The following is a 25,289-nucleotide window of genomic DNA, read 5'->3' on the forward strand; positions in this document are numbered from 1 at the left end:
AGAGTCCCGGGACGTGGACAACACGACAACCCTCCTCGGCCTCCTCGGCACCGGTGCGAGCTACGGCTATGACCTGAAAAACAGGTATGACCGCTGGTTCGGGTTGAAGAAGCCACTGGCGTTCGGGCAGGTCTACACGACCTTGACCCGGCTGATGCGAAACGGCTGGATCGTCGCGGTCGGCGCGGAGGCCGGCGCCGGCCCCGACCGCAAGCGCTACGGGATCACCCCAGCGGGCCGCGCCCGGGTCGCGGAGTGGATCTTCACTCCCGAGGTGCCGTCGGAGACCCTGCAGAGCGACCTCTTCGCCAAGACGATCATCGCGCTGCTCCTCGGCGACGACGCCGGCCGACTGCTGGACCTGCAACGAAGCCGGCACATGGCGCGCATGCGGGAGCTGACCAACGAGAAGCGGGGAGCGGGCCTCGCCGTCGTCCTCGCCTGCGACCACGCCCTGTTCCACATCGAGGCGGACCTGCGCTGGATCGACCTGACCGCCGCCCGCCTCACCCAGCTACAAGCCGAGGTAAAGAAGTGAACACGGTAGAGACCATCGGTATGTCGGCGCGCGCCCCCGTGGACGGGTCGGCTCCGCTCCTCTCGGCGCGGGGGCTGCGGCTCGCGTTCGGGCTGACCGAAGCCCTACGCGGCGTCGACCTGGACTGCCACGCCGGCGAAATCATCGCCGTCACCGGCCCCTCCGGGTCCGGCAAATCAACCCTCCTCCACGTCCTCGCCGGGGTCCTGGTCCCGGACGAGGGCACCGTGGACTACGACACGATTCGCCTCACCGACCTCGACGAGGCGGGACGGTCGCGGCTCCGCCTGGAAAAATTCGGATTCGTCTTTCAGTACGGGCAGCTCCTACCCGACCTGACCGCAGCGGACAACGTGACGATTCCCCTCCTGCTCGCCGGCGTCAAACGCCGCGAAGCCCGCCGCCGGGCTGACGCCTGGCTCGACCGGCTCGGTCTGGGCGAGTGCTCCCGAAAGCTGCCGGCACAACTCTCCGGCGGGCAGGCGCAGCGGGTCGCCGTCGCCCGCGCCCTGGCCACCAAGCCGACCCTGCTCTTCGCCGACGAGCCAACCGGGTCGCTGGACTCACTCGCCGCCGAAACGGTGATGCTCGCCCTCACCGAGGCGGCCCGCGACGCCAACGCCGCCGTCATCCTCACCACCCACGACCCACGTACGGCCGCCTACGCCGACCGGGAAGTCGTCGTCCGCGATGGCCAGACCACGGTCGGAGGGGCGTACGGATGAGGCTGTTCACCCTGACCCGACTCGTCACGGCGGAGGGCCGCGGGGCATCCGGGCGGCTGATCGGCATGGCCGGCGGCATCGCGGTCGGGGTCGCCCTACTGTTGTTGCTCTTTGGCGCCTACGACGGAGTCACCTCCCGCTCCGAACGCCTCAGTTGGCCCTCCCTGTCCCACGGAGACTGGTCCACCCAGGTCCAGAACCCGGCCGCCGCCGCGCCAACCGACGAGTCCGTGCTCGCGGCGACCAACCTGGAGCACTTCGACGGAGACGAGATCATCCGGGTCGACATCGTCGCGACGCCGGACTCAACCGTGGTCGTACCCGGAGTCGGGCGACCCCCGGCGGCCGGCACCTACCACGCCTCCCCCGCGTTGATCGCCCTCATCGAGGCGAACCCCACCGACATCCTCGGTTCCCGGTACGGCACCCCGGCCGGCGTCATTGACCAAGCGGGCCTGGCGGGCCCGGACTCGCTGGTTGTCGTAACCGGGACGACGACCGAGAACCTACGGCCATCGATAGCTGGCGTGGCGGGAAGCGTCTTCCTCCGCGGAGGGGTCTGGTCGGTCACGGAGTTCCGCGGGGTTTCCTATCCCAGCAGCAACTACCGCGCCATCACCATCATCGGCGCCATCGCGGTTCTGCTCCCCGTCCTGATCCTGGTCGGGATCGTCACCCGCCTCGGCGCGGCCACCCGCGCCGAACGCTTCGCCGCCCTACGCCTCATCGGCGCCACCCCCCGCCGGGTCGCCGCCATCGCCGCCACCGAGACCGGGGTGACCAGCCTCGTGGGCGCCCTGGCCGGGGTGGCCCTGGCATGGCTGCTCATCCCGGTCGCCGCCCTGGTCGAGATGGACGACGGCCGGTTCTTCCGCGCCGACCTGACCGTGCCGCCGAGCACCGTGCTCATCGTCATCGCGGGTGTCGTGGCCGGCTGCACCGCCGTCGCCGGATGGCGCACCAGCCGGTCCAGAATCGGTCCCCTCGGTGGCAGCCGCGAGCGCACCGAGCGCCGCCCCACCGCCCTCGGCGTGGTACCGCTCATCGCCGGTGTGGTGGTGCTGCTGGGCGCCACGACCGCCGCCCTGCGGCACACCCCGCTCCCCCGTACCGACCAGATCCTCATCGCCGGCTTCCTTCTGCTCGTGGTCGGGCTGATCGCCGCCGGGCCGGTGCTCACCTACTGGATCGCTCGGATCGCGGCCCGCCGCGCGCACCGCACCGCCGGGGTGATCGCGATGAACCGCATCCAACAGCACCCGCGGGCCACCTTCCGCGCGGTCAGCGGCCTGGTCGCCGCCGTCTTCCTGGTATCGGTCTTCTCCGCCGGGATCACCACTGTCGCCGAGGAATCGCCCACCGAGGACGCCGACTATCTCTCGCCCTCCATCCTGGTCGCCTGGCTCCACCCGCCCTCGCCGGACGATGCCGGCGCCGCGGCGTCCGAGATCACCGCGGTGACCGCCGCGACAGCCCGGGTCGCCCGCACCGACGGGGTCACCGCGACCGCGATCGGCTCCTCCCACCCCGAGGGTGGAGCCGTCTTCACCGCCGCTGACGCCGCCCGCGTCGGCCTGTCCAATCCCCACGGCGCCAGCCACATCCAGGTCAGCGACAGCAGCGCCTTCGGCGACGGCTCGCTGGTCACCCGCCCGGCGACCGCACCGGGTCCCACGCCGGGGCTTCTGCTCGTCGCCACCGACGGTACGACGCGCTCGGTCGAACGTGCCCGCACCGCCGTCCTCGGCAGCGAACTGCGCCTGCTATCACCACCCATGACCCAGGCCGACCACGAAAGCGCCCGGTGGCAAACCTGGGCCGACCGCTACGCCAACCTCGGCCACCTGGCCGTGCTCGTGGCCACCCTGATCTCCGCGGTCTCCCTCGCCGTCTCCAGCATCGCCGCCATCCTGGACCGGAGACGGGTACTCGGCCTGCTCCGCCTCATGGGAATGCCCGTATCGACGGTGCGTCGCGTCATCGTCGCCGAAGCAGCCCTACCGCTCGCCACGGTCTTCGCACTCTGCGTCGGGCTCGGAATCCTCACCGCCTGGTGCATCGTCGCCGGCCTCACCGAAGGCGAGCGAACGATCACCTGGCTGCCGCCGTCCTACTACCTGATCCTCGCCACGAGCCTCGCGCTCGCCGCGACCACGGTGGTCGCCACCTTCCGTACGGCGCGCACGAGCACCACCATCGAAGCGACCCGGATCGGATAGCTGTCCACTGTCGGCCCGACCGGCCGGTAGGCAGACCTCCATCACTATTGGTGGTCGGGCATGGACGGAGCGCCACCATCCGGCTAGCCTGAGGCCGAGCGGGCGGGACAACATCGACTTCTGCGAGGTGACGATCACCATGACAGAAACTGCCTCGACCACTACGCCAGGGATCTCCTCGACTACCACGTCAGGGCCTGCCTCCGGCGAGGTCACCGACGCCGAGTTTCCCCTCGAACGTGGATGCCCCTTCAGCACACCCACCGAATACGAACAGATCAGGGAACACTCCCCGCTCGCCAAGGTCCGCCTAACGACCGGCCGCGAAGCATGGTGGATCGCCGGGCACGAGCTGGGACGCGCCGTCCTGGCCGACCGGCGATTCTCCTCCGATCGCCGCCGGGACAACTTCCCGTTCGTCAGCACCGACCCGGAGACCAGAAAGCAGTTGCAGGACCAGCCCACCTCCATGATCGGCATGGATGGCGCCGAGCACGCCCAGGCGCGGCGAGCCCTGATGGGCGAGTTCACCGTCCGGCGGATGGCCGGGCTGCGGCCACGGATCCAGCAGATCGTCGACCAGCACATCGACGAGATGCTGTCTTCCGATCAACGCACCGCCGATCTGGTCGAAGCGCTGTCGCTGCCGGTGCCGTCACTGGTCATCTGCGAGCTACTCGGCGTCCCCTACGCCGACCACGACTTCTTCCAGGCGCGCAGCGGCCCCCTGATCCGGCACACCACACCAACGGAGGTCCGGCTCCGCATCCAGAAGGAACTGAACACCTACCTCGGCGCGCTGATCGACCGCAAGGTCACCGACCCCACCGACGACCTACTCAGCCGGCAGATCGCCAAACACCACGCGGCCGGCACCTTCGATCGCACGAGCCTGGTCAGTATGGCCTTCCTCCTGCTCATCGCCGGCCACGAGACCACCGCGAACATGATCTCTCTCGGCGTCGTGGGGCTGCTCCAACACCCCGACCAGCTAGCCATGATCAAAGAGGACCCGGAAAAGACACCGCCGGCTGTCGAGGAGCTACTGCGCTACTTCACCATCGCCGACACGGTCACCGCCCGGGTCGCCACCGAGGACGTACAGCTCGGCGGCACCACCATCAACGCCGGCGACGGAGTCGTCATCTCCGGGCTGGCCGCCGACCACGACCCCACGGTCTTCACCGACCCAGACCGGCTCGACCTCGAACGCGGAGCGCGCCACCACGTCGCCTTCGGCTTCGGCCCACACCAGTGCATCGGCCAAACCCTGGCCCGCATGGAGCTGCAAATCGTCTTCGACACCCTGTTCCGCCGCATCCCCACCCTCCGCCTGGCCGCACCGCTCGACGACATCCCGTTCAAATCCGACGCGTTCGTCTACGGCGCCGAAAGACTCCCCGTCGCCTGGTAACGGAGGACCACATGCGAATCGAGGCGGACACCGACGTCTGCATCGGGGCCGGCCAGTGCGTACTGACCGACCCGACCGTGTTCGACCAGCACGACGACGGCATCGTCATGCTCATCACCAAACACCCCGAAGGCGAAGCCGCCCACCGCGCCCGCGAGGCCGTCGAACTCTGCCCATCAGGCGCACTCTCCCTGATCGAAGAACCGGGCGACAGCTAACAGAAGCTCTGTTTGCCTGCCCATCTCCACTGCGTTGGTGGAGCTGTCCCGCCGGGGGCGACCAGGCTCCTACCTTGCGCCTGCGCATCGGCCAGGCCTGCGACGGACGCCTCAACCCGACGACCCACTACCGTCCGCCCGCGAAATAACCGACCTCTACGGCGTGGCCTCCATGACCGCCCAACGCGCACTTCAACACCGACGCATCACCTACACAACCCAGGAATCGCTGGAGGGCCTGAAACTCCAACCAGCCCCCCAGACAGGGTCCGATTCGCCACGAATCCTAAAGCGGTTAATACCAATCCCTAATCAGGCTGTCTATTTGATTAATTAGGACTTCGCGACGCCCACACCTCCCCCGACCCACCCGCAGCCGGTGAGATATCTTTTCGAGCTTACCCCGCACGCGCAAGTCACCCTCAAAGATTCGATCCAAATACGGAAAGGATGTCAGCTCTAAATATTCCTCCAGTCCCCTATTCAGCTCGCCATCGATCTCCCCACGCGGCGACTGCCTATCGGAATCCTCCAATACCGACGCAGGTTCCTTCAGGCGCCATCCCACATATTCTCCACCGACAATCAATAGGGACAGTGCTGGCGCAATATCAACCCAAACAGGATTTTTGAGTCCCGCGTCGGCCACCTCTCGCAGACAAATCAAGGAACCCTGCTCGAAAATGCGATAAGTTGTCGGCCGAACTTGGAAGTTCGCAGCGTCGACTAATCTCGGGGTAGCTCGCAGCTCTTCAATACGATTGAAGTCTGTCACATAGTGTCCGACAAAACCGATACGCTCCGGAACCCGAAGGGCTACGCCTCTAAGCAGGCCAGACTCGGCATCGAAACGGAATTCGTCGACCTCCACTGTTGAAAACCAATCGACACTACCCACGGTTTCCAGCACGAATCGTTCATGCCGCGCTCGATCCGAGTAGGGCCCTAGAACCACCACGCCGCCTCCAATAATAAAGCGCGGCGACTCAGTGATCAGCGAGGTGCATTCCGTCTCAAGTCGGTGACCAGCGAGTCCGAAACAGCGCATTGTACCCCTCATCAGCCACAGTTACATTGGAATGGGAAGATTTGCTTAGCGACTGGAAGCTCCCCCAGGCGTCGAAACCTGGCCGGTCACGAGCATCTCGTGCGTAATTGGCATTCCCTGATCCGCAGGAGACCCGCCGTAGATAGCCGCGCCGCTCTCGCCACAAGGGCCTCCCGGACGCCAGCCGTGAGGTGAATAATTCGAGTATAGAGTGCCACTAATAGAGATGAATGCCGGTCCAGGAGGGCGTTCGCTCAGCAAGAATCGTGGAGAGGTCGCCGATACTAAGCTTGGTCAACTCGTCCAGATTAATCTCTTGCTTCAAGAATCACCGTGAGACACCATCACTACTTTGCTGGAGCCCTGCCTTGGTGAAGCAGGCACTTAGACTCGCCGGCTGAAATAGTTCACGCCAGAGCATCTGCCTCCGCGTGATTTTCGGCGATCATTCCACGAAAAAAATCCGAAAAAGTACCATACCTCTCAACTACCCCACCTGCGAGCCAAATAACTGCCGCCGGTCGATTCCGGCCTTCGACGCAGGGCATTACCAGGATGTCAATGCCGGTTCGTGACGCACCGATGGGAACTAAACGGGAGAAACCCTCCCCTCGCTCGATTACCACCTCACCCTCAACCACACGCACGAGTTCTTCGGCATCTGCGAAAGCGGCGGTGCCAAACTCTGCAACACCAAACAGATCAATGTCCTGCAGAATGGCGGGCCAACCATCCGAATGTCGAAGAAAGTCGGCGTACTCTAGATCCAAAGGGCACCGCATCACTGCGGCTATCTCCGCGATCCGCTCCTCTGCGGCCGGAGGCCGACGCGACTCATGCCGCCAGAGTCCTTCCCTGTCATTGGCCTCCAGCCTGAGCTTTGCCGTCTCCATTTCCGCAAAAAGCGCTGACCAACCTAACATCCGCACCCCTACTACCTAATCAGCACGAATCTCCTAGGACTACACCCGACCGGGCAGCGCTGACCCTGGCCAGAGAGACTACTGTTCACCCGCTTCGTCATGTCGATCCAGGTTGGCGGCTTCCCGTGGCCCAGCCACATCGCATCCGGTGCATGCCCTGCCACGCCAGTGTAGGGAGTTCCAGCCGCATCCGCACGACGCCGTTCCCTTGCTGCCTCCCGGGCTGCCGCCCTTCGGATTTCGCCTGTGGTAGAAACTCGACCCGTGGGAGACATCTGGCCCCGCGCAATGGCGTCATTAGCGGCGTCTACGTAGTCTGCAAACTGCTGTTCCTCGGCAGCTGTGGCCCACCCAGGGATCCTAACCTCGGCTTCACCGTTCGTGTTGCAGTTGTGTACGAGGACTGGCGTGTTGCCGGCTAGCACATAGTACGTGTGGGATTTTCAGCCCGTCACGTAGTGTGACTTACGTGTTCATGGCGTTTCACCTGGCCTTTCGTGCGTAGCGCCAACTCACAACATCGAAGCTTATCGGTGTTGACGGCGACGGTGACGGCAACCCGGGAAGATGTCCGCGCCCTTCAGCAACCTTGGCATCGATGGCCGACGTTATCCGAGATAGGGGATGTCGCGGTGCTCGGTGTGGTGGTGGAGGCGGAGTCGGACGGTGTCGTGGATGGGGATGTGGTCGAACTCGGTGGGGTGGATGAAGCGGACCTCGGTGGATTCGTCGCTGACGGCCAGTGTGCCGCCGGTGGCTCGGGCGAGGTAGGTGATGGTGAACTCCTGCCGCACCTCGCCCATCGGGGGAGTGTGGCGTTGTTGTTTTCGGCTCTGTCTCACATTCGGTGGTGATGGAGGGTGCTGGTCAGCCGAGCAGGATTCGATGGCGCAGGAGAGCGAAGCCCGCTCGTCCGTACATCTGTCGCTTGATCAGTTTGGTTTTGGTGTTGACGCCTTCGGTGCCGCCGTTGTTGAAGGGGTGGGTCAGGGCGGCGTTGACGGCGTCGCGGTCCAGGCCGAGGCCGCGGATGAAGGTGTGCAGGTGGGGTAGGTCCGTGGGCTTGACCTCGGCGATCCACGTGTCGAGATGGTCGTCGTTACCGGCTGCGGGTGTGAGGAGCGCGGCGAACGAGCCGATGAAGCCGGCCAGCGCGGTCATCTGCGGGCAGGCGCTGGTGAGGGCGTGGACGAGCGTGCGCTGATGGTCTGTGAGCTGGTCGGGTGGGGTCAGGAGGTAGCGGGTGAGGCGTCGGGGCGACAGGGCTGGGCGGTCGGCTTCGACGCGGCCTTGGGTGATGTAGCGGTAGAGCAGGTTCATGCTGCCGGTGTAGCCCAGTTCCCTGATCTCGGCGAGAAGTTGCGTAGCGCCGACGGCGGGGTCTTGTTCCCGGCGTCGGCGCAGGTGGTCACGGTAGGGGTCGACGAGGGTGGGCCGGTACTGCGGTGCGCGGACCAGGCGTTCGGGTTCGCTGATTCGGGCATACCGTTTGACCGTGTTCAGGCCGAGGTTGAGTCGGCGGGCGCATTCGAGCAGGCCGACGCCCTTGTCGAGCAGGTCGTGGACCTGCTGCCACCGCTGCCGGTGGTCACGGCCCGGATGCCTTGCTGCGGCGGTAGGCCGGCGGTGGCCCAGCATGTGCTGTGGGCGGTGACCTCTTTGCGGACGGCCTCGCCCGAGGTTGTGCCACAGGTGCCAGCGGTCGGCGACCTGCAACGCGTCGGGTAGGGCGCGGCGGACCGCTTCGGCGTAGGCGCCCGAGGAGTCCCGGCACACCACCTCGACACCGGGATGCTCACGCAGCCATGTCTCTAACGTGTGGGCCTTGCGGTCGGGCAGCACGTCGATGCGTTCACGGGTGACCGCGTCGATCAGGACGGTGGCGTAACGGCGACGGCGGCACAGCGCGAAGTCGTCGACCCCGAGCACGCGGGGAACCCGCCGCTCGGGCAGCGGAACGCGTAGCAGCGCCCGCAGCGCGGTGTGACGGGACATGACGACCATCGCCAGGACCGACAACAGGCGAGCACCGCCCCGGCCAGCCAGATGACGCACCACCGCAGCGACCTGGGCGCTCAGCCGGGACGTGCGACGCTGGTAACGCTCCAGAACACCCGGAAGCTGTTCCCGGAACGTGCGACGACAGCCCTGCGTCGGGCACACCAGACGCCGCACGCGCACCCGCACCACTACCGGCCGGGCATCGACCGGCACATCCGCCAGAGTCCGCTGGTGATACCCGTGCACCCGGCCCGTCACCGCCTCACAGCCCGGACAGGCCACCGTTCCTCCAGGAGTCCGAGCCCGCACCAGGATCCGCTCGCCCTCGTCCGTGACCTCATCGATCACCAACGGGGACAGCCCCGAGAACACCATCTTCGTAAGATCATCGATCTTGCACACATGACCTCAACGACATCGACCACCCTCGGTCACCACCGAATGTGAGACAGAGCCCAAATCTCTACGCAGTCCCCCGGACCCCAAGGCCCTCGACCAAGATCTGTGAGGGTTGCTGTCAAGGGGTGGCTTGGATGATCCGCCAGATTTGGCGTGCTATGTAGCGTTTGAGGACGCGGGTGATCTCGCGTGGGGTGTGGCCTTCGGTAGTGCGGCGAGTGATGTAGTCCTTGGTCGGTTGGTGGTATCGCTGGCGGGACTTGGCAATGGTGTGGATGGCGGAGTTGAGGGTCCGGTCGCCGCCGCGGTTAAGGCGGTGGCGGACGGTGCGGCCAGAGCTGGCGGGCACGGGGCTGACCCCGGCGAGGGCGGCGAAGGCGGCTTCGCTGCGGACGCGCCCGTGGTGCGACCAGGAGATTAGAGCGACCGCAGCCGTGACGGGGCCGATGCCGGGCTGCTTGAGCAGCGGCGGACACATGGCGGTGACCAGGTCGCGGATTTGGCGCAGGTTCGTGGCCAGCAGCCGGTCAAGGTCACGGATGTGGTTGGCCAGGGCGGTCATCTGGTCGCAGCGCAGCCGTGCAAGCGTATCCGCGTCCTCGCCGGCGGTGAGGTCGGCGGCGAGGCGGACCTGCTGGTCGGTGTTTCGGCCGCGGAACTGGTCGCGTAACTCGCCGTCGGCGGTGAGGATCAGCGACTTGAACAGGTTGACCGTGGCGGTGCGGGTGTCGGTGTAGTGGCGGCGGCAGGCGTGCAGGATTCGTAGGGCTTCGCGGTCGCCGTCGGCGCGGCGTGGTGGTGTGGTCGGCGGCCAGGACGGCTCGGGCGGCGTGGACCGCGTCCAGGGAGTCGGACTTGCCGCCGCGCCGCCGGGCCGTCGCCGTGGGTTTGGGCGCCTCGAAGACGGTCTCGTTGGCGGTGCGAAGTGCGCGTAGCAGTCCGACTCCGTGCGAGCGTGCACTGTCCAGTGCCCAGGCGCGACGGCCGGAGCCGAGCCCATTGGTGTGCTCACCAGCCCAGGCCAGCAGGGAGGCGACACCGTCGGCTGTGGCCGTGACGGTGAGTTCGGCCAGGACTGACCCGACCGGCGAAACCACCGCCGCGGTGTGGGTGTCGGTGTGAGTGTCCACGCCGATGATCGCGTCGACGCGATCTGCGAGTCGTTCTGCCAGGACGGACGACACGAGGTCTCCTCTTCTTAGGCCGACATTCGGACAGCGTCGGCCCGGGAGGCGATCACCCGGCGGCACATCTGTGATGAGTCACGCGACAAGCACGGACAGGCTTCTGATCAGGCCAGCAAGGCGGGCCGGGCCGGCGCCGGCGACCCACAAGGACAAGTCCGACGAACGGCACACCGTGGTGGCCAGATCTTGGTTGAGTCACTCGCAGATCACCGACGCCGGACCGTACCGGCACCAATCCCCTCCCGGAACCGGCACACCTATAGAAGCGTCCGACTGGCTCAAAACTGCTCTACAGGATCAAGAGCGCCCGGCTACGCCGGACGCACGCGCACGCGCTATGCCGTTCCGGCCCGCGCGCACGCGCCCACGCAACAAGTCGCCCGATGTCGGCAGCTAATCAAGCCCACAACGCCAGAGGCCGTGACGATCGCTCGGGCGGTCAGGCCACCCGGTGGCTACCGGCGACCGCCGCCGCACCGCTGACGCGGCACGGCACCGTCTACCTCAACCAGTCTCAGCCAACGATGGCGACCAAGTACGAAGGCCACGGAGGTACACATTGGACAATAATATCGTTCTACCTACATGCTATGTACGTGCTTGACGGCAACGATGACGGCAACCCACGCGCACGAGCGCGCCCGACGGCTCACCCCGATACACAGAGTTGTAGCGCCAACCCACCGAATTCGCTCACGGCTCCTGCCCAGGGTTCCGGCAAGGTGACGATATGGCCGTTTCAGTCGAGTCCGAGTAGTTGGAGTGGCCGGTATGGGTTTCGGCTGTTGTGGCGTAGGGCTGCAGCGATGGTGGTGATGCCGTTAGCCGGAGCAGGTTGATCGCCGTGTTGCGCAGAGTGGCCATGGCGCGGGGTGCGTTGCCGGTGCGTAGGCGGCTGGCGTCCTCGGCGTAGGTGGTGTCGCGGAGGTGGTGCAGAGTTTCGATGGCCCAGTGCCCGCGCAGCCAGTCGGCCAGTTCGGCAGGGCCGGCCTGGGCTGCGCTCAGGTTGGTGATCGCGTAGACGGTGACGGTGGACCAGCGGCCAGTGGCCAGGTTCAGCCGTCGGCGGCGGATCCGTAGTGCTTGTACGGCGTGGGGAAAGTCCAGGGCGAGTGGCCCGGTGCAGGTGACTGCTTGCAGGCGGCGGATGTCGTAGCGGCCGTGCCCGCGGGTGCTGGTCTCGTCCTGGATCGGGATCTTCGTCCAGGGCAGGGTCTTGAGCTGCCGATACAGACGCGGCTGGTTCTTCTTCACGGTGAAGACGTAGGCGGCCTTCTTGGTGTCGACCAGCCAGCGGGCATGCTCGCGCTGGGTGTGTAACGCGTCGGCGGTGACGACCACCGCGGTCAGGTCGAGAGGGCCCAGCAGCGGCTGGAAGCGGGTCAGCTCGTTGGTCTTGCCGTCGACGTCGACCTGGCCCAGGACCGTCCCGGTGTGCTGGTCGAGCACTGCGAGGAGATGCACCTGTTCACCGGCCGGGCCGCTGCCCCGCAAGGTTTTGCCGTCCACGCTGTACACCCGTCGCCCGGTGGTCGCCGCCGGCTGGCACGCGAGGACCCACCGACCGACCGTGTCGTCCAGGGCGTCGGCGTCGACACCGGCCAGGATTCGCCGGAACGTGGACTCGTCCGGAGCTCGATGCACCCCGGTGAACGGATCCCGGAACACGCCCAGTTCAGGGAGGACCTGCTGCGGCGCATCAGCGGCCCATTCCGCGACCGCCGCCGCGGAGCGGGCACCGGTCAGCACCGCCGCGACGGCAGTGGCCAGGACCGCGGGCAACGCATGGACGACACCGCGGGGGTCTCGCCGGTCCGGCACTGCCGCCAACGCCGTGACCAGGCTCGACCGGCGTTGGACCGGCAACGACTCATCCAGGTGGTCCGCGTGCACGGCCAACACATCAATCAGCGATGATGATCCCAACGGGCGTGGTCCTCTTTGATCTTCCCAGACTCGACACCTGGATGATCATCGAAAGGCCGCGCCCGTCTCTATACCACCATGATCCGGAGCGTCCCCACCCAACCGGCCACAACGGTCATATCGCTACCTTGCCGGAGCCCTGGCTCCTGCCACGATTGAATTCACTCGGCCCCGAAGACACCACTGACAAGTTCCGCAATAGACAATGCAAGCCCAGCATTCGCCAAGATCTCGTCAGGCGCAGAACTCGCCAGCGGCGACGGGATGCCACTGCCCCACGAATCCCAACCATCGAAGAAGTAGTGCTCATCCAGGTAGGGGCCGAACGGCCCCGACCGGCCGCCCTGCGTCACTTTCTCGTCGAGTCTTTCGAGGAACTGTTGAAGGTCCGGCCCCGTTATAGCCTTCGTACCACTCCAACAGCCCGACCAGCTGCTATGAGCAGGTGCGTGGCCTCCTCTGACGCAGACCCACAGCCGTTCAGGGGCGGCGGCGTCGCCGCGGAGCACCACGGCGACAAACCGCCCCTCACCACCCATGACGATCTTCATCGACGTCATCAAGGCGGGGATATCACAAATTCAATTAGCCGATCCGGACTCATATCTCCGACCATTACCCTTCTCGCGATTTCGGCAGTCCGGTGGTGACCGCCAGTAATATAGATCCGGGATGCAGGATAGCAGCTACAGTCTCCTGGCGCCCAGTCACGTGCCCCACGAATTGGATCGTTTCCTTGCGGTCCACCGGGCCTAGTCAGATCGTTGTTTGAAAGATTCCTCACACCACCATGTCCGACAACGTCGCCGCCATTCATCTGGTCAGGATTGAGCGGATGAGTCTCGAATCTATTGTTGACCAGCTCCCCAGCGCGAGCATTGAATTTGTTGATATCGGAATGCACCGGGATGTCGGCGTTATGGCTATTTGTGCTGCCATTGCAGTTGTGTACGAGGACCGGGGTGTTGCCGGCTACCACATAGTACGTGTGAATGTTGGCGACGGTGAGGTTGTGGACGGTGGCCTGCAGGACGTCCCAGCGGTCGATCGCCGCGATCTGCACGTACGTGCCGGAACTGGTCCGCAGCCACTGGCCAGAACGTAGGTCGGTGGCGTCGATCCACTCACCCAGCTCCGGCACCCAGAACGGGTGGCCATCGGTCGCGGTGACCTCGGCGGTCTCCGAACCACGGTCGCCATCGGTGTCGATGGTGACCTTCACCAGCTTCTTTACACCGTCACCCTTGATGGCCGCGGTGACCGTCTCGGCCACGGTCTCGCCCGTCTCCGGGTCAGTGACCAGGACCTCGTCACCCGGCTGCACATCCTCCACCGGCTTGGTCGAGCCGTCCGCCATCAGGACTTTGGTGCCAGGAACGAAGCTGTTGCGGGGGGTTGGGCAGGACCCGCCGCTTGAGCCGCCGTTGCTCCGCGTCGTCGCGCCGGATTTCCCACCGCCCTTGGAGTCACTCTTACCGGCGCCACCACCGGACTTGCCGGACTTGCCGGCTCCGCTGGAGGCCGCCGACGATCCCTTGGGGTTGGATCTCGCCTGGGCGTTCTTCTGGACCGGACCACCTGTCTTCTTCGCGACGTTCGTCGCCCTGTTACTAATTGTTTGAGCCATCTCGGCGGCTTTTTTCTTCGCGGCCTGGGCTGCCTTCTTCGCCTTTTCGATGGCCAGCTTCTTGGTCTTGAGCGCCGCCGCCTCCGCCGCCTTGGCCCTGCGCAGCACCCCTTCGGCAGTACGCTTCGCCTTACGCCATACCTGAATCGCAGAGACCGTCCGTTCAACGGCCCCCTTCACCTTCCCAAGCTTGAGTAACTTTCCGACCGGAATCGCCCCGATAATGAGGCTGCCGCACGCCCACATGTCACCGCCGAAGCAGTTCTCGGCGTCGTTGATGCCGATGAACTCTTTCAGGACTTCCCAGCCCGCGCTGAGAATCACCGATCTCAAGGAACGGTTCATGTCGGACTGGGCCTGGGCGACCTGCGCCGCCGACAGACCCGCGCCCTCGAGTGCCGCCGCTCTCTCCGAATCGGTCAACGACACCGACAGACCCGTCGGGTCCGAGTGGGTCACCGGGTTGTTGTGGGCGTACACGTACCCGTTGGACTGCATCGGGTCCGCGATGTCCAACACCGGGTCGGCGGAGAGGAACCGGCCCACCACCGGGTCGTAGAGCCGGGCACCCAGCGGCGTGTAGCCGGAGGCGTCATCCCGGTCCGCGCCGAGGAAGCCATCGCGGGTCTGCATCTTGACGCCGAGGGGCGTGGTGCCGCGTTGGTTACCGAACGGATCCTGCTTACGGACCCGCACCGACATCTCGGCATCGAGTGTGACCTCGGCATACGGGCTGCCCTGGTGGTCACCGGCGAGGGCGACGAGCCGGGGAGAGCTGGTGGCGTGGTACACGAAACGCATCACCACACCACCCGGCGCCGGGTAGGAACGCTGGGCGTTGACCTGCACCCCGCCCCGCTGCACGGTCAGCACCACCTCGCCGAGGTGTAGCGTCGCCTGCTGGTCCTGAATGGTGAGCAGACGGCTGCCGCCGGGCCCGTAGAGGTGCCGGGTCTCGTCCTGCGCCTCCCACTGCTGCGCCGCGGAGTCCGCGTCGCAGGTTACGAGCACCAGCGGGGTGCGGTCGTCGGTGACCTCGTCCTTCACCCCGAGGCACAGGCTGGAGGCAGGGTGCTTGAGCTGCCCGGTGGAGAGGCGCTCCAGGTGCTGATCAGTCGACCCGGAACACTCCTGCGTCGCGATGGCCGACCCGGCGGTGTCGCCGGCGGGCTGGACGCACCAGTCGTCATACACGGACAGGGTGCCCAGGTTCGGGTCAGCCTGGTCCGGCACGGGAGCGAAGGCCCACTTCTGCGCGACCGTGTCATTGCACGGGTACAGCTGAACCGCCTCGCCCGGGACGGCCTTGTTCAGGTCGATGCACTTGTCGGCCAACCCGACGTAGGCGGTCTTACCCCGACTGCCCGCGCCGGTGATCCGGTCGACCTTGCCGTCGTAGGTCCAGGAGAGCACCTGCTGGTCGCCGTTCTCCACGGAGGTGACGACCTTGGTCTCGCCGGTCAGCTCATACAGCCGCTCGGCGACGGCGGTGATCTCCGCGCCGCCCGGGGTCACGTAGTCCTTGGTGACCTTGGTGAGGGTGCGCGGCTGCGTGCCGTCGGCCTTGCCGTAGTCGTAGCTGGTGGTGGCGTCCTTGTCGGTGTCGCCGGTGAGATCCTTCTCCACCAGCTTCGTGCGGTTACCGAGCAGGTCGTACTCGTACTCCTGCCAGTAGCCGGCACCGTCGGTGCCCGCGGTCACGGTGTCGCCGGCCGGACTGGCGGCACAGGACTCCTGGTCGGTCGCCGTCCACGCCGTGCTCAGCTGGCCGATCGGGTCGTACGTGAAGCACTGCCGCTCCTCGAGGCCGAGGGAGCGCTCACGGATCGAGGTGACGTTGCCGGCATCGTCGTACCGGTAGGAGCGGTGCGACACCAGGTTGGCGGCGACGATGCTCTGGTCATCGGTCTGCTCCCGGTGGACCTGCTGGTCGGTGAGGGCGCCGCTGTCGTTGTCGTAGGAGGCGGTGGTCCACACCCGGTACGGCTGGGCCCCGAGGGTGGAGCGCAGCACCTGCCCGTACGGCGAGTAGACCGTTTCGGCGCCGTACCAGTCCTTACCCGACACCGACAGGGGCAGCCCGTCGCTGGTGTAGCGGACCAGCAGCTTCTCGGCGGGGAGGGTCCCGACGGCCGGCAGCGGGTGACGTGGACGGCGAACTGTACGCCTGGCAGGCCGCCTCCTACACCGGATCAGGAGCGCTCAACCCGACCGGCCACTGGTACGACCCGGAAACGGGCGAGGCCGCGCTGATCACCAAACACTCCGACGTGTATCCGGGTGACGGCTCCACGGACCTGTTCGCCCGAACCCCGGACGGCGGCTTCTGGCTCTACCCCGGCGACGGATACGGCACCTTCAACGTTGACGACCGACTCCGCGTCCTGCTCCCGCCAGACACACCCGACCCCGCGACCTGGACCCAGATCAAGGCGCTCGGCGACATCACTGGCGATGGGCTGCCTGATCTGGTCCTGCGGGCCGGGACGGCGTTCTGGACGTTGAGCGGCTACACCGGCGCCAGCTTCCAGGAAGCCATTCTGATGAACGGGAACGCTTGGGAACGCCGGGAAGTCGTCAACGTCGCGGACATCGACCTGGACAGCACACCGGATCTGCTCTGGCGCAACCTGGACAACGGCAACATGTACGTCCGCCACGGGAAGCCAGGCGCAGTAGCGGGCAGCGTCGATCTGGATTCGATCAAACTCGCGGCGAACTCCCAGAATGGTGACGTCCCCTACGGCACCAACTGGACCGAAACCAACATCAACGCGATGATCGGTATCCCTGACGTGAACGGGGACAGTGTCCCGGACCTGTGGGCCCGGTTTGGGGAGGACGGCATGATGCGGATCTACCATCCGTCCACCACCAATACCAACGGCCCCGTGAAGATCGTGCTGGGGAACGACTGGAACAGCGTCAAGGCCTTCGGCTGAACGCGTCGCGCGGGCCCGGCAGCTGGCCGGGCCCGCGCGACCCCATCCCCAACCCGCGCCCCCACCACCCACGGTGCCGGGGTAGCCCAGGGGCAGATCGACAGCTATCTTCGCTGCATGGATCAGCAGGCGACCTCGACGTTGCGGGCTCGACCGCAGACCAAGCTCCCGCGGCGGGTGGACGTCGCCGTCGTCGGCGCCGGACACAACGGGCTGGTGTCGGCGATCCTGCTGGCCCGAGCCGGGCTGGACGTGCTGGTGCTGGAGGCGGCCGACGTGGTCGGTGGCGCGGCCCGCACCGAGACGCCGTTTCCCCGGGTGCCGGAGCTACGCCACTCCACCGGGTCCTACCTGCTCGGGCTGATGCCCCCGGAGCTGCTCGCCCGGCTCGACGTGCGCATCCCGGTGCTGCGACGCGACCCGCACTACTTTCTGCCCACCCCGGGCGGGCCCGGCTCGCCGTACCTGCTCTTCGGTGCCGACCCGAGCGCGACCCGGCGGCAGTTCTCCGAGTTCTTCTCCCCCGCCGATGTCGCCGCCGACGCCGCGCTCCAGGCCGAGCTGGCGGCGCTGCGCGCGGACCTGGCGCCAGCCTGGCTGGCCGAACCGCTGCCGGTCGAGGAGACCGCCGAACGGTACGTCCGGCCGGCGCTGCGCCAGATCTTCGTCGACCTGGTTCGCGGCTCGGTCGTCGACTATCTGGCCCGCTTCGACTTCCACTCCGAGCTGCTGATCAGCATGTACGCGGTGACCGACGGCCTCTCCGGGGTCAACGCCGGCCCGGACGACCCCGGCACCGGGCACAACTTCCTGGTCCACAACATGTGCCGACTTCCCGGCTCCGACGGCACCTGGATGATCGCCAAGGGGGGCATGGGCACCGTCTCCCGGACCTTCGCCGACGCCGCGCGGGCCGCCGGCGCCACCATCCGCACCGGTACGCCGGTTAGCGCGATCACCCTCGACGGGGGTGCGGCCTCCGGTGTCCGGCTCGCCGACGGGCAGACCGTTGCCGCCTCCGTGGTGCTGGGGGCCTGCGACCCGTACCGGCTGGTGGAGCTGCTCCCCGATGGTGCGCTCCCGGCGTCGCTGACCGATAGATTGGCGGCGGTCCGCCGCCCCGGCACCACGCTCAAGCTCAACCTGGCGCTGACCGGGTTGCCGCGCTTCTCCTGCCTGCCGGCAGGCGCCCCCAACCCGTTCGGGTCCACGATCCACCTGCTGCCCGGCTCCGACCTCGGCGCCACCCGGGACACACCGCTGGCGGGGCTACGCGCGATGTGGGCCGACGTGCGGGCCGGGCGGCTGCCACCGGAGCCGACGATCGAGTGGTACCTGCACACCACCGTCGACCCGACGCTCTCCGACGCCGCCGGGCACCACTCGTCGGCGCTCTTCGTCCAGTCGGTGCCGTACGAGTTGGCGGGCACCACGTGGGACGAGGCGCTACCCGGGTACGTGGCGCGGCTGGTGGCGATCTGCGAGCGGTACGCCCCGGGCACCGGGGCCCTGATCGCCGACGCGGTACCGCTGGCCCCGCCCGGCATCGAGGCGCACTTCGGCATCACCGGTGGGCACATCCACCACGTGGACAACACGGTGTCGTTCACCGACCGGATGCCGTACGCCACCGGGATCGACGGCGTGTACGCGGGCAGCGCCGGCTGTCACCCAGCCGGCAGTGTCATCGGTGCGTCCGGCCACAACGCCGCCCGGCGCATCCTCACCGACCTCGGACGGTGAGGATGCGCGGGGCGGAACAGCCGCCGTGCAGCCGGAGCCGTGCGGGACCGAACGGGGGCCAGGTCGCCCACTCGACGACCGGCGCGGGTCAGGTCGTCGTCTCGACGACCGGGGCGGGTCAGGTCGTCGTCTCGACGACCGGGGCGGGAGTCTGCTCGTCGGCGCGCTCGGCGCGGATCTTGTGGCCGACGCTGGTCAGGCACCGCCCGCTGGGCAGGTCGAAGCGCCAACCGTGCAGCTGGCAGGTGAGCTGGTCGTCCGCCACGATGCCAAACCGGCTCAGGTCCGCCTTGAGGTGCGGGCAACGCCGCTGCACCACCCAGTCGCCGAGAGTGATGTCCTCCGCGTCGACCGCCCGCTCGTGCTCGTCGTACCAGCCCTCGGCGTACTGCAACCGCTCCTGGGAGAGGCACTTGAAGAAGGCGTAGACGAACTCGTTGTACTGGCCGATCCGCGCCGCGGAGAACCGGCAGGACAGGAAGAGCGAGTTGACCCAGTCCACCTCGCCGACGTGGAGCAGGTGCTCGATCAGCGCCCGCTCGGTGCGGAACCGGTAGCGCACCTTCTCGTCGGCGTAGGGGCGGACCTGCTTGCCGGGGAAGTCCACCACGATCGACTCGACGGTCTCCGTACCCGCGTCATCAACATCGACCAGGTCGAAGCGGACCGGCCCGCCAACCCCCTTGGCCAGATAGATCGACTCGTTCAGCAACGGCTCGATGCGGCGCTGCATCTCCCCCAGGACGTCCACCTCCGGGTGCCGCCAGGACGCCTTCTCCGCCGCGATGATCGGCCGCTTGCGCTCCCGCATCTCTTCGAGGTGGGCGACCTTGTCGGCGAAGAACTCCGCCACCGGCACCGGATGGGTGGTCTCGCAGCCGTCGGCGGTGACCTCGGCGACGCTGCCCGGCAGCAACACCACCCCGTTGGTGCCGCCGACCTTGGCGTACTCGTCCAGGAACACCGACTGGTCGGGGAAGATGTTGCCCTCGTCGCCGTGGATATCGTTGAACTGCCACAGCGCGTCGTCGAGGAAGCACGGTGGGCCGGCGATCGGGAAGACGTGGTCGGCCTTCAGGTCGTCGATGTAGCGCCAGGTCCGGTCGAACTGCCGGTCCCGCTTCTGCTTGCCGAACGCGGTCTTGGCGGCGTTCGGCAGCTCGTAGACCATCGGATACCAGATCGCACCGGAGAACTGGAGCATGTGCGCGTGCACGTGGCCCAGCTCGGTGAAGACGCTGAGGTCGGTGGGGCGGGCGTCGTTCTGGTTGAGCAGCCGGACCCCGTCGTGCTCCACCCACAGCGACGAGTCGCCGATCGGACCGTCGGTCGGGCTGGTCAAGGCCTGGATCATGACCTTGAGGCCGCCACCCAGGTCAACGACCTCCTCGTTCGGCGCCTTCAGGAACTGGGTGAAGCCCAGTTCCCGCAGCTCGTCTTCCATCTCCGAGGTCGGGAAGGCGGGCAGCAGTACGGTAGCCCGCTTCGACACGTACCGCTTGAGGTGCGCCGCGTCGAAGTGGTCCCGGTGCAGGTGCGAGACGTAGAGGTAGTCAACGTCGCCCAGCGCCGCCCAGTCGAGTTGGGAGTTGTCGGGAAACGGAAACCACGAGGCGAAGTACGCCGGGTTGACCCACGGGTCGCACAGGATGCTCCCCGCGGGAGTGTCGATCCGCATGCTGGCGTGCCCGGTACCGGTCACTCGCACCGCAGTTCCCCCTTAGCAGACATAACAAGGTTCACGTCAGAACCTACCGGAGCCACTTTCACCATCACGCCGCGACGCCGGTAGTGCCGTCCATGGGCGACAACGGCCTTCGTTCCGGCCGACACGGGCTCCCGGCGTCCCACCGACTCCGTCCGGGAGATGGTCGGACCCAGCGCCGGGGCCGGTACAGGGCGTGCCAGACTTGACCGCGGATCAGATCACGAGGGAAGGACCGACAGTGGCAGGAAGCGAGCCGGTTACGTCTCCGGACCAACACAAGCCCGGGCACCGCAGGTCCGGACGGATCGGCGCGGTGGTTGTTGCGCTGTCGCTGCTGGCAATGATCTGCGGTAACCACGAGGGCAGGATCGAGGACCTCTGGCTGATCGGTCTCGCCGTTCTGCTGCTGGCCATCGTCGTCGGCGACATCGTGCTCCGGCGTAACGGGCTTCGCCCGTAGCGCGCACCGTCAGCCACAACGCTGTGGCCCGCTCCCCGGAGTCAGGGAGCGGGCCACAGCGTTGTTCCGGGTCAACCCGGTGTTGCCCGGGTCAACGACCGAGCAGAACGTCCTGCACATTCTTCAGGGCGGTGTCTACTTCCTCCTCGAAGTAGCCGCCCTGCACCAGGCCGAAGCGGAGCGTGCCCAGGTCGTGCGGGTTCACCGGCATCGGATTCCGCCCCTGCATTCCGCCGAGCAGGCTGTCGAAGAAGCGATCGACCTGGTCCGGGTCGTACCCGCTGCCGAAGCGGCGAACCTGGAAACTGCGGCGAATCTGGTCAACCCGGTAGAGGTCGCTGCCCGGCGGCCCGGCCATCGGCGGCCCAGCCATCGGCGGCCCTCCCCTTGATGGATCACCCTCCCTGGGCGGAGGAGCCACCATCGGCGGCCCAGGGACCTCCGGTGAGCCGGCGAAACCGGGCTGCGATGCGGGCAAACCGCCCATTTCCCGCCCACGCTCCGGCATCCGCATCTCGGTCGTCATGTCGGCACGCCCGTGTCGACCGGCCTCGAACCCGTCGAACCGCGGCTCGTCGGGGCCGTAGCCGCCGGTCGCTGGCCCCCGCGACAGGCCACCGGGAGCGTGCGGGGCACCGGGACCGTGCGGGCCGCTGGGACCGTGCGAACCACCGGGAGCGTGCGGGGCACCGGGACCGTGCGGGCCGCTGGGACCGTGCGGGGCGGCCGGACCGCGTGGCGGTTCATAGCCGCCGCGGGGGGCATCGTAGCCCCCGCGGGGGGCATCGTGGCCGCCGGCGAAGGACCCGGTGGTTTCGTCGTACCGGCTGTAGGGCACTCCGGGCTGCGCCGGCGAGAATCGGGGCGGCATCGGTTGCTGCTCCGGGGCGATGCCCCGCTCGTCGGGTGGACCCATCCGCCCCGGCGGGCCGAACTGGTCAGGCGGACCCATCCGATCCGCCGGACCCATCCGCCCCGGCGGGCCGAACTGGTCAGGCGGACCCATCCGCTCCGCCGGGCCGAACTGGTCAGGCGGACCCATCCGCTCCGCCGGGCCGAACTGGTCAGGCGGACCCATCCGCTCCGCCGGGCCGAACTGGTCAGGCGGACCCATCCGCTCCGCCGGGCCCATCCGCTCGGGCGGGTGTGGGTCAGCGGCCGGAGCCGGGCGGCCGCCCTGTTCCTCCATGTCGGCGAGCTGCCGTTCGACCCGGTCGAGGTGAAGATCGACCTGCCACTCGTCATAGCCGTTGAATCGGACCCGGAAGACGACGTCGTGGACCTCCTGCGCGGACACGGGCGCGCCCACCGGCTGCCCCTCCAGCGTGGCCTCGACCCGGTCGAGGAAGGCATCCACCTCGTCAACCTTGTATCCCCGGCGCAGCGACTTACGCCGGAAACGCTGACCCTGACTCGCCACTATGTCTCCTGGTCTCGTTCGCTCCGCCGGGTCGCTCTCCCCGGCCCCCACGCTCTCATTGCCCCTCGGCCGCGGCGAGTTGACCACACGCTCCGTCGATCTCACGCCCCCGGGTGTCCCGCACTGTCGTGGAGACCCCGGCGGCGCGCAACCGCCGGACGAACTCCCGCTCAACCGGCTTCGGGCTCGCATCCCAGCGGCTACCCGGAGTGGGGTTGAGCGGGATCAGGTTCACATGGGCCAACCGGCCGGCCAGCAGCCGCCCAAGCAGGTCGGCTCGCCACGGCTGGTCGTTCACGTCCTTGATCATTGCGTATTCGATCGACACGCGACGTCTCGTGTGGGCCGCGTACTCCCAGGCCGCCTCCAGCACCTCGGACACCTTCCAGCGCTGGTTCACGGGCACGAGTTCGTCGCGAAGCTCATCATCGGGCGCGTGCAGCGACAACGCAAGGGTCACGGAGAGGTCTTCGCTGGCCAGCCGACGGATAGCAGGGACCAGACCCACCGTGGAAACGGTGATGTGTCGCTGGGACAGCCCCAACCCCTCTGGCGCGGGCGCCACCAGCCGGCGAATCGCCGTCACCACCCGGTGGTAGTTGGCCAGCGGCTCCCCCATCCCCATGAACACCACGCGAGACAGTCGCGGTGGGGACCCGGCGACAGCGCCAGAGGCGGCCACTCCAGCCAGGTAGACCGCCTGGTCGACGATCTCGGCGGTGGAGAGGTTGCGGGTCAGGCCGGCCTGGCCGGTCGCGCAGAAGGGGCAGGCCATCCCGCACCCCGCCTGGCTGGAGAGACAGACCGTCACCCGGTCCGGATAGCCCATCAGCACACTCTCGACCAGCGAGCCGTCGTGCAGCCGCCAGAGCGCCTTGTGGGTGGCGCCGTCGTCACACGCCAGTTCCCGCACCGGCGTCAACAGCGTGGGCAGCAACTGGCTGGCCAGCTTCTCCCGGGTGGCCGACGGCAGATCAGTCATCTGCTCCGGATCGCGGACCAGGCGGCCGAAATAGTGGGTCGACACCTGCCGAGCCCGGAACCGCGGCTCGCCCAGTTCCTCGGCCAGGGCCTGGCGGCCGGCGAGATCGAAGTCGGCGAGGTGCCGCGGGGGCATCGCCGCGCGGCGGGCGGGGGCGTCGGGGTTGACCGGGGTCAAGGGCAGGCTAGTCATGACCCATCCAGTCTGTCACGCCCGGCTCGGACCGCGCCGCGGTGGATCCGCCAGCCTCGCCCCGGACCCGCCGGCGACGCTGGTGGAGGCGGGGCGTGCCCGGCGGCGGGCACCGGGTAGCCCACGCCTCAGCCCGTCACCGGAACGAAGAGCGCAAGCAGCAGGTACGCCGTCGGGAGGGCGAAGAGGACCGAGTCGAGCCGGTCCATCAGGCCGCCATGCCCCGGCAGCAGGTTGCTCATGTCCTTCACCCCGAGGTCTCGTTTGATCATGGACTCGGCCAGATCGCCCAGGACGGCCGCGGCGGAGACAGCGACTCCGAAGAGCGCCCCCCACCAGGGCGCCACATCGAAGAGCAGCCAGATCAGCAGGGCGCCGCCGAGGGCCGCCGCGCCGAGCGAACCCGCCAGCCCCTCCCAGGACTTCTTCGGACTGATGGTCGGCGCCATCGGATGCCGACCGAAGTTGGCTCCGGCCGCGTACCCACCGGTGTCGGAGAGCACCACCGCGGTCAATGTCACCAACACCCGCAGCGCCCCGTCCTCCGACGCCGCCAGCAACGCGGCGAACCCACCGAGGAACGGTACGTAGACAGCGATCAGGGTGGCCGCGAGGGCGTCCCGGCGGAATCCGGCCAGCCCGTCGCCCAGTCGCCACACCAGGGTACCGAGCACCGTAACGGCCAAACCGAGGGTCAACGCATCGGGCCCGGCGAACCAGGCCAGCCCAGACACCAGCACACTGCCCGCGGCCAGCGGGACCAACGGCGGGTGGACGCCCGCGCGACCGACCGCCCGGGTCATCTCCCAACAACCGACCACCAGCGCCCCCGCGACGACCACCACGAAGGCGAACGGGTAGAGGAAGAGGGGCACGAGGATGAGGGCACCGAGGCCGACCCCTACCCCGATGGCCGCCGGCAGGTTACGACCGGCCTTGCCGGACGACCGCGGTCCGGCAGCGGCGCCGGTGGCACGACGCCGTCCCGCCCGACGCCGCCCCCGCGGTCGCGGCTGCGCGGCCGGATCGTCGTCCCGGACCGGCTGGAGTTGGGCTGTGGGGTGCTCGGACCCGACTGGGGCGTCCGGGACCGGGGTCTGCCGCGCGGTCGGGTAGTCCCGGTCGTCGACGGGGGCTTGGTGGCCGCTACTCGGGATTCGGCCAGGCCCACCCATCGACTCCGCTGGCGACCGGCCATGCTGGCTGGGACCACCGTGGTCGTAACCGGGAGTTTCTCGATGCCGAACCCCTGCACCGACTTCGCGGGGGACCGCATCGGCATCCGCCGGCGGAACGCCACGCGAGTGGGCAGGCCGTTCCCAGCCGTGCGGTTCGGCGCTGCTGTGCGGGTCAACGGGGGACATCACGCACCTGGAGGGAAGACGAAACCGACGACCAGACGCACAACCACAACCATGTCCCCCACCCGAATGATGTTCCCTCTGGTTGACCGACGGGTCGGCCAGTCGATCCCCGCCATTCACCGCCAGGTGCCCGAGAGTCGAGCCGAGCCTACTGCACCCGCTACCCCGGCATCTGAAACCGCCTCCGCTGACCCGACCAGCACCGCCAGGACGACCGGTACGCCCGACGCCCACCGGTGCGACTCTGCCGGGC

19 protein-coding genes and 2 pseudogenes are annotated in these 25,289 nt (G+C 67.6%); 8 read left to right on the forward strand and 13 right to left on the reverse strand.

From position 1 onward, the window contains the following. Positions 1–13 precede the first annotated feature (13 nt). From SALPAC3_RS0107830 to SALPAC3_RS0107850, 5 genes are all read left to right on the forward strand, one after another. Positions 14–538: a PadR family transcriptional regulator gene (locus SALPAC3_RS0107830; protein ID WP_018220694.1), complete on the forward strand. Its 525-nt coding sequence runs from the start codon at positions 14–16 to the stop codon at positions 536–538. Then, entirely contained in the window at positions 535–1,263 is a 729-nt protein-coding gene (locus SALPAC3_RS0107835) for an ABC transporter ATP-binding protein (protein ID WP_018220695.1), read from the forward strand. Before SALPAC3_RS0107830 ends, SALPAC3_RS0107835 begins: the two co-directional genes overlap by 4 nt. Further along, positions 1,260–3,482, forward strand: coding sequence for an ABC transporter permease (locus SALPAC3_RS0107840; RefSeq protein WP_018220696.1), 2,223 nt, complete (start codon positions 1,260–1,262; stop codon positions 3,480–3,482). The genes SALPAC3_RS0107835 and SALPAC3_RS0107840 overlap by 4 nt, the downstream gene beginning before the upstream one ends. A 139-nt stretch (positions 3,483–3,621) precedes the next feature. Then, on the forward strand, positions 3,622–4,896 hold the full coding sequence (locus SALPAC3_RS0107845; protein WP_026185336.1) for a cytochrome P450: 1,275 nt from the start codon (positions 3,622–3,624) through the stop codon (positions 4,894–4,896). An 11-nt stretch (positions 4,897–4,907) separates the two neighbouring features. Continuing rightward, a complete protein-coding gene (locus SALPAC3_RS0107850) occupies positions 4,908–5,114 on the forward strand; it encodes a (4Fe-4S)-binding protein (RefSeq protein ID WP_018220698.1) in 207 nt (68 codons plus the stop codon). Positions 5,115–5,409: 295 nt separating this feature from the next. On the opposite strand, the gene SALPAC3_RS27890 is transcribed toward SALPAC3_RS0107850, so the two are convergent. The 9 genes and pseudogenes from SALPAC3_RS27890 to SALPAC3_RS0107880 all read right to left on the reverse strand — a co-directional run bounded on the left by SALPAC3_RS27890 (position 5,410) and on the right by SALPAC3_RS0107880 (position 16,292). Beyond that, entirely contained in the window at positions 5,410–6,024 is a 615-nt protein-coding gene (locus SALPAC3_RS27890) for a hypothetical protein (protein ID WP_155253902.1), read from the reverse strand. Between the two features lie 545 nt (positions 6,025–6,569). Then, the gene (locus SALPAC3_RS26820) at positions 6,570–7,085 is read right to left on the reverse strand and encodes an SMI1/KNR4 family protein (protein ID WP_332308189.1); all 516 of its coding nucleotides are present in this window, start codon (positions 7,083–7,085) and stop codon (positions 6,570–6,572) included. Positions 7,086–7,693: 608 nt separating this feature from the next. Beyond that, positions 7,694–7,891: pseudogene (locus SALPAC3_RS25510) on the reverse strand (NUDIX hydrolase); the annotation flags it as partial. A gap of 61 nt (positions 7,892–7,952) precedes the next feature. Next, the gene (locus SALPAC3_RS25515; protein WP_232430476.1) at positions 7,953–9,461 is read right to left on the reverse strand and encodes an ISL3 family transposase; all 1,509 of its coding nucleotides are present in this window, start codon (positions 9,459–9,461) and stop codon (positions 7,953–7,955) included. Positions 9,462–9,603: 142 nt separating this feature from the next. After that, positions 9,604–10,047 (reverse strand): IS110 family transposase, encoded by a 444-nt coding sequence (locus tag SALPAC3_RS28655; protein ID WP_026185337.1) that lies wholly within the window; start codon positions 10,045–10,047, stop codon positions 9,604–9,606. Continuing rightward, positions 10,019–10,735, reverse strand: coding sequence for an IS110 family transposase (locus SALPAC3_RS28660; RefSeq protein WP_332308166.1), 717 nt, complete (start codon positions 10,733–10,735; stop codon positions 10,019–10,021). Before SALPAC3_RS28660 ends, SALPAC3_RS28655 begins: the two co-directional genes overlap by 29 nt. A gap of 630 nt (positions 10,736–11,365) precedes the next feature. Next, a complete protein-coding gene (locus tag SALPAC3_RS25520; RefSeq protein ID WP_232430477.1) occupies positions 11,366–12,598 on the reverse strand; it encodes an ISAs1 family transposase in 1,233 nt (410 codons plus the stop codon). A 161-nt stretch (positions 12,599–12,759) separates the two neighbouring features. Next, on the reverse strand, positions 12,760–13,158 hold the full coding sequence (locus tag SALPAC3_RS0107875) for a hypothetical protein (protein WP_018220700.1): 399 nt from the start codon (positions 13,156–13,158) through the stop codon (positions 12,760–12,762). Further along, positions 13,158–16,292, reverse strand: a complete 3,135-nt coding sequence (locus SALPAC3_RS0107880) for a polymorphic toxin-type HINT domain-containing protein (protein ID WP_018220701.1) — start codon at positions 16,290–16,292, stop codon at positions 13,158–13,160. The genes SALPAC3_RS0107875 and SALPAC3_RS0107880 overlap by 1 nt, the downstream gene beginning before the upstream one ends. A 53-nt stretch (positions 16,293–16,345) precedes the next feature. On the opposite strand from SALPAC3_RS0107880, the pseudogene SALPAC3_RS0107885 reads away from it, so the two are divergent. Further along, positions 16,346–17,167: pseudogene (locus SALPAC3_RS0107885) on the forward strand (hypothetical protein); the annotation flags it as partial. 117 nt (positions 17,168–17,284) lie between these two features. Beyond that, positions 17,285–18,910 (forward strand): phytoene desaturase family protein, encoded by a 1,626-nt coding sequence (locus tag SALPAC3_RS0107890; protein WP_018220703.1) that lies wholly within the window; start codon positions 17,285–17,287, stop codon positions 18,908–18,910. 118 nt (positions 18,911–19,028) lie between these two features. Here the strand turns inward: SALPAC3_RS0107890 and SALPAC3_RS0107895 are convergent, their stop codons facing one another. Continuing rightward, on the reverse strand, positions 19,029–20,618 hold the full coding sequence (locus SALPAC3_RS0107895) for a Rieske 2Fe-2S domain-containing protein (protein WP_026185339.1): 1,590 nt from the start codon (positions 20,616–20,618) through the stop codon (positions 19,029–19,031). A 193-nt stretch (positions 20,619–20,811) separates the two neighbouring features. Between SALPAC3_RS0107895 and SALPAC3_RS26830 the strand changes: the two genes are divergently transcribed. Next, on the forward strand, positions 20,812–21,078 hold the full coding sequence (locus tag SALPAC3_RS26830; protein ID WP_026185340.1) for a DUF2631 domain-containing protein: 267 nt from the start codon (positions 20,812–20,814) through the stop codon (positions 21,076–21,078). A 91-nt stretch (positions 21,079–21,169) separates the two neighbouring features. On the opposite strand, the gene SALPAC3_RS0107905 is transcribed toward SALPAC3_RS26830, so the two are convergent. From SALPAC3_RS0107905 to SALPAC3_RS0107915, 3 genes are all read right to left on the reverse strand, one after another. Further along, on the reverse strand, positions 21,170–22,498 hold the full coding sequence (locus tag SALPAC3_RS0107905; RefSeq protein WP_018220706.1) for a DivIVA domain-containing protein: 1,329 nt from the start codon (positions 22,496–22,498) through the stop codon (positions 21,170–21,172). Between the two features lie 55 nt (positions 22,499–22,553). Further along, entirely contained in the window at positions 22,554–23,672 is a 1,119-nt protein-coding gene (gene rlmN, locus SALPAC3_RS0107910) for a dual-specificity RNA methyltransferase RlmN (RefSeq protein WP_018220707.1), read from the reverse strand. Between the two features lie 128 nt (positions 23,673–23,800). Further along, positions 23,801–25,036 (reverse strand): phosphatidate cytidylyltransferase, encoded by a 1,236-nt coding sequence (locus tag SALPAC3_RS0107915; RefSeq protein ID WP_026185341.1) that lies wholly within the window; start codon positions 25,034–25,036, stop codon positions 23,801–23,803. Between the last annotated feature and the right edge of the window lie 253 nt (positions 25,037–25,289).

It is taken from the genome of Salinispora pacifica DSM 45544 (assembly GCF_000378845.1).
GTDB lineage: Bacteria > Actinomycetota > Actinomycetes > Mycobacteriales > Micromonosporaceae > Micromonospora > Micromonospora pacifica.

Coding starts and splice junctions, on each gene's coding strand:
- SALPAC3_RS0107840 (WP_018220696.1), top strand. CDS start 1,260: ATGAGGCTGTTCACCCTGACCCGACTCGTCACGGCGGAGGGCCGCGGG.
- SALPAC3_RS0107845 (WP_026185336.1), top strand. CDS start 3,622: ATGACAGAAACTGCCTCGACCACTACGCCAGGGATCTCCTCGACTACC.
- SALPAC3_RS0107850 (WP_018220698.1), top strand. CDS start 4,908: ATGCGAATCGAGGCGGACACCGACGTCTGCATCGGGGCCGGCCAGTGC.
- SALPAC3_RS26820 (WP_332308189.1), bottom strand. CDS start 7,085: ATGTTAGGTTGGTCAGCGCTTTTTGCGGAAATGGAGACGGCAAAGCTC.
- SALPAC3_RS25515 (WP_232430476.1), bottom strand. CDS start 9,461: ATGGTGTTCTCGGGGCTGTCCCCGTTGGTGATCGATGAGGTCACGGAC.
- SALPAC3_RS28655 (WP_026185337.1), bottom strand. CDS start 10,047: ATGACCGCCCTGGCCAACCACATCCGTGACCTTGACCGGCTGCTGGCC.
- SALPAC3_RS0107875 (WP_018220700.1), bottom strand. CDS start 13,158: ATGACGTCGATGAAGATCGTCATGGGTGGTGAGGGGCGGTTTGTCGCC.
- SALPAC3_RS0107890 (WP_018220703.1), top strand. CDS start 17,285: ATGGATCAGCAGGCGACCTCGACGTTGCGGGCTCGACCGCAGACCAAG.
- rlmN (WP_018220707.1), bottom strand. CDS start 23,672: ATGACTAGCCTGCCCTTGACCCCGGTCAACCCCGACGCCCCCGCCCGC.
- SALPAC3_RS0107915 (WP_026185341.1), bottom strand. CDS start 25,036: ATGTCCCCCGTTGACCCGCACAGCAGCGCCGAACCGCACGGCTGGGAA.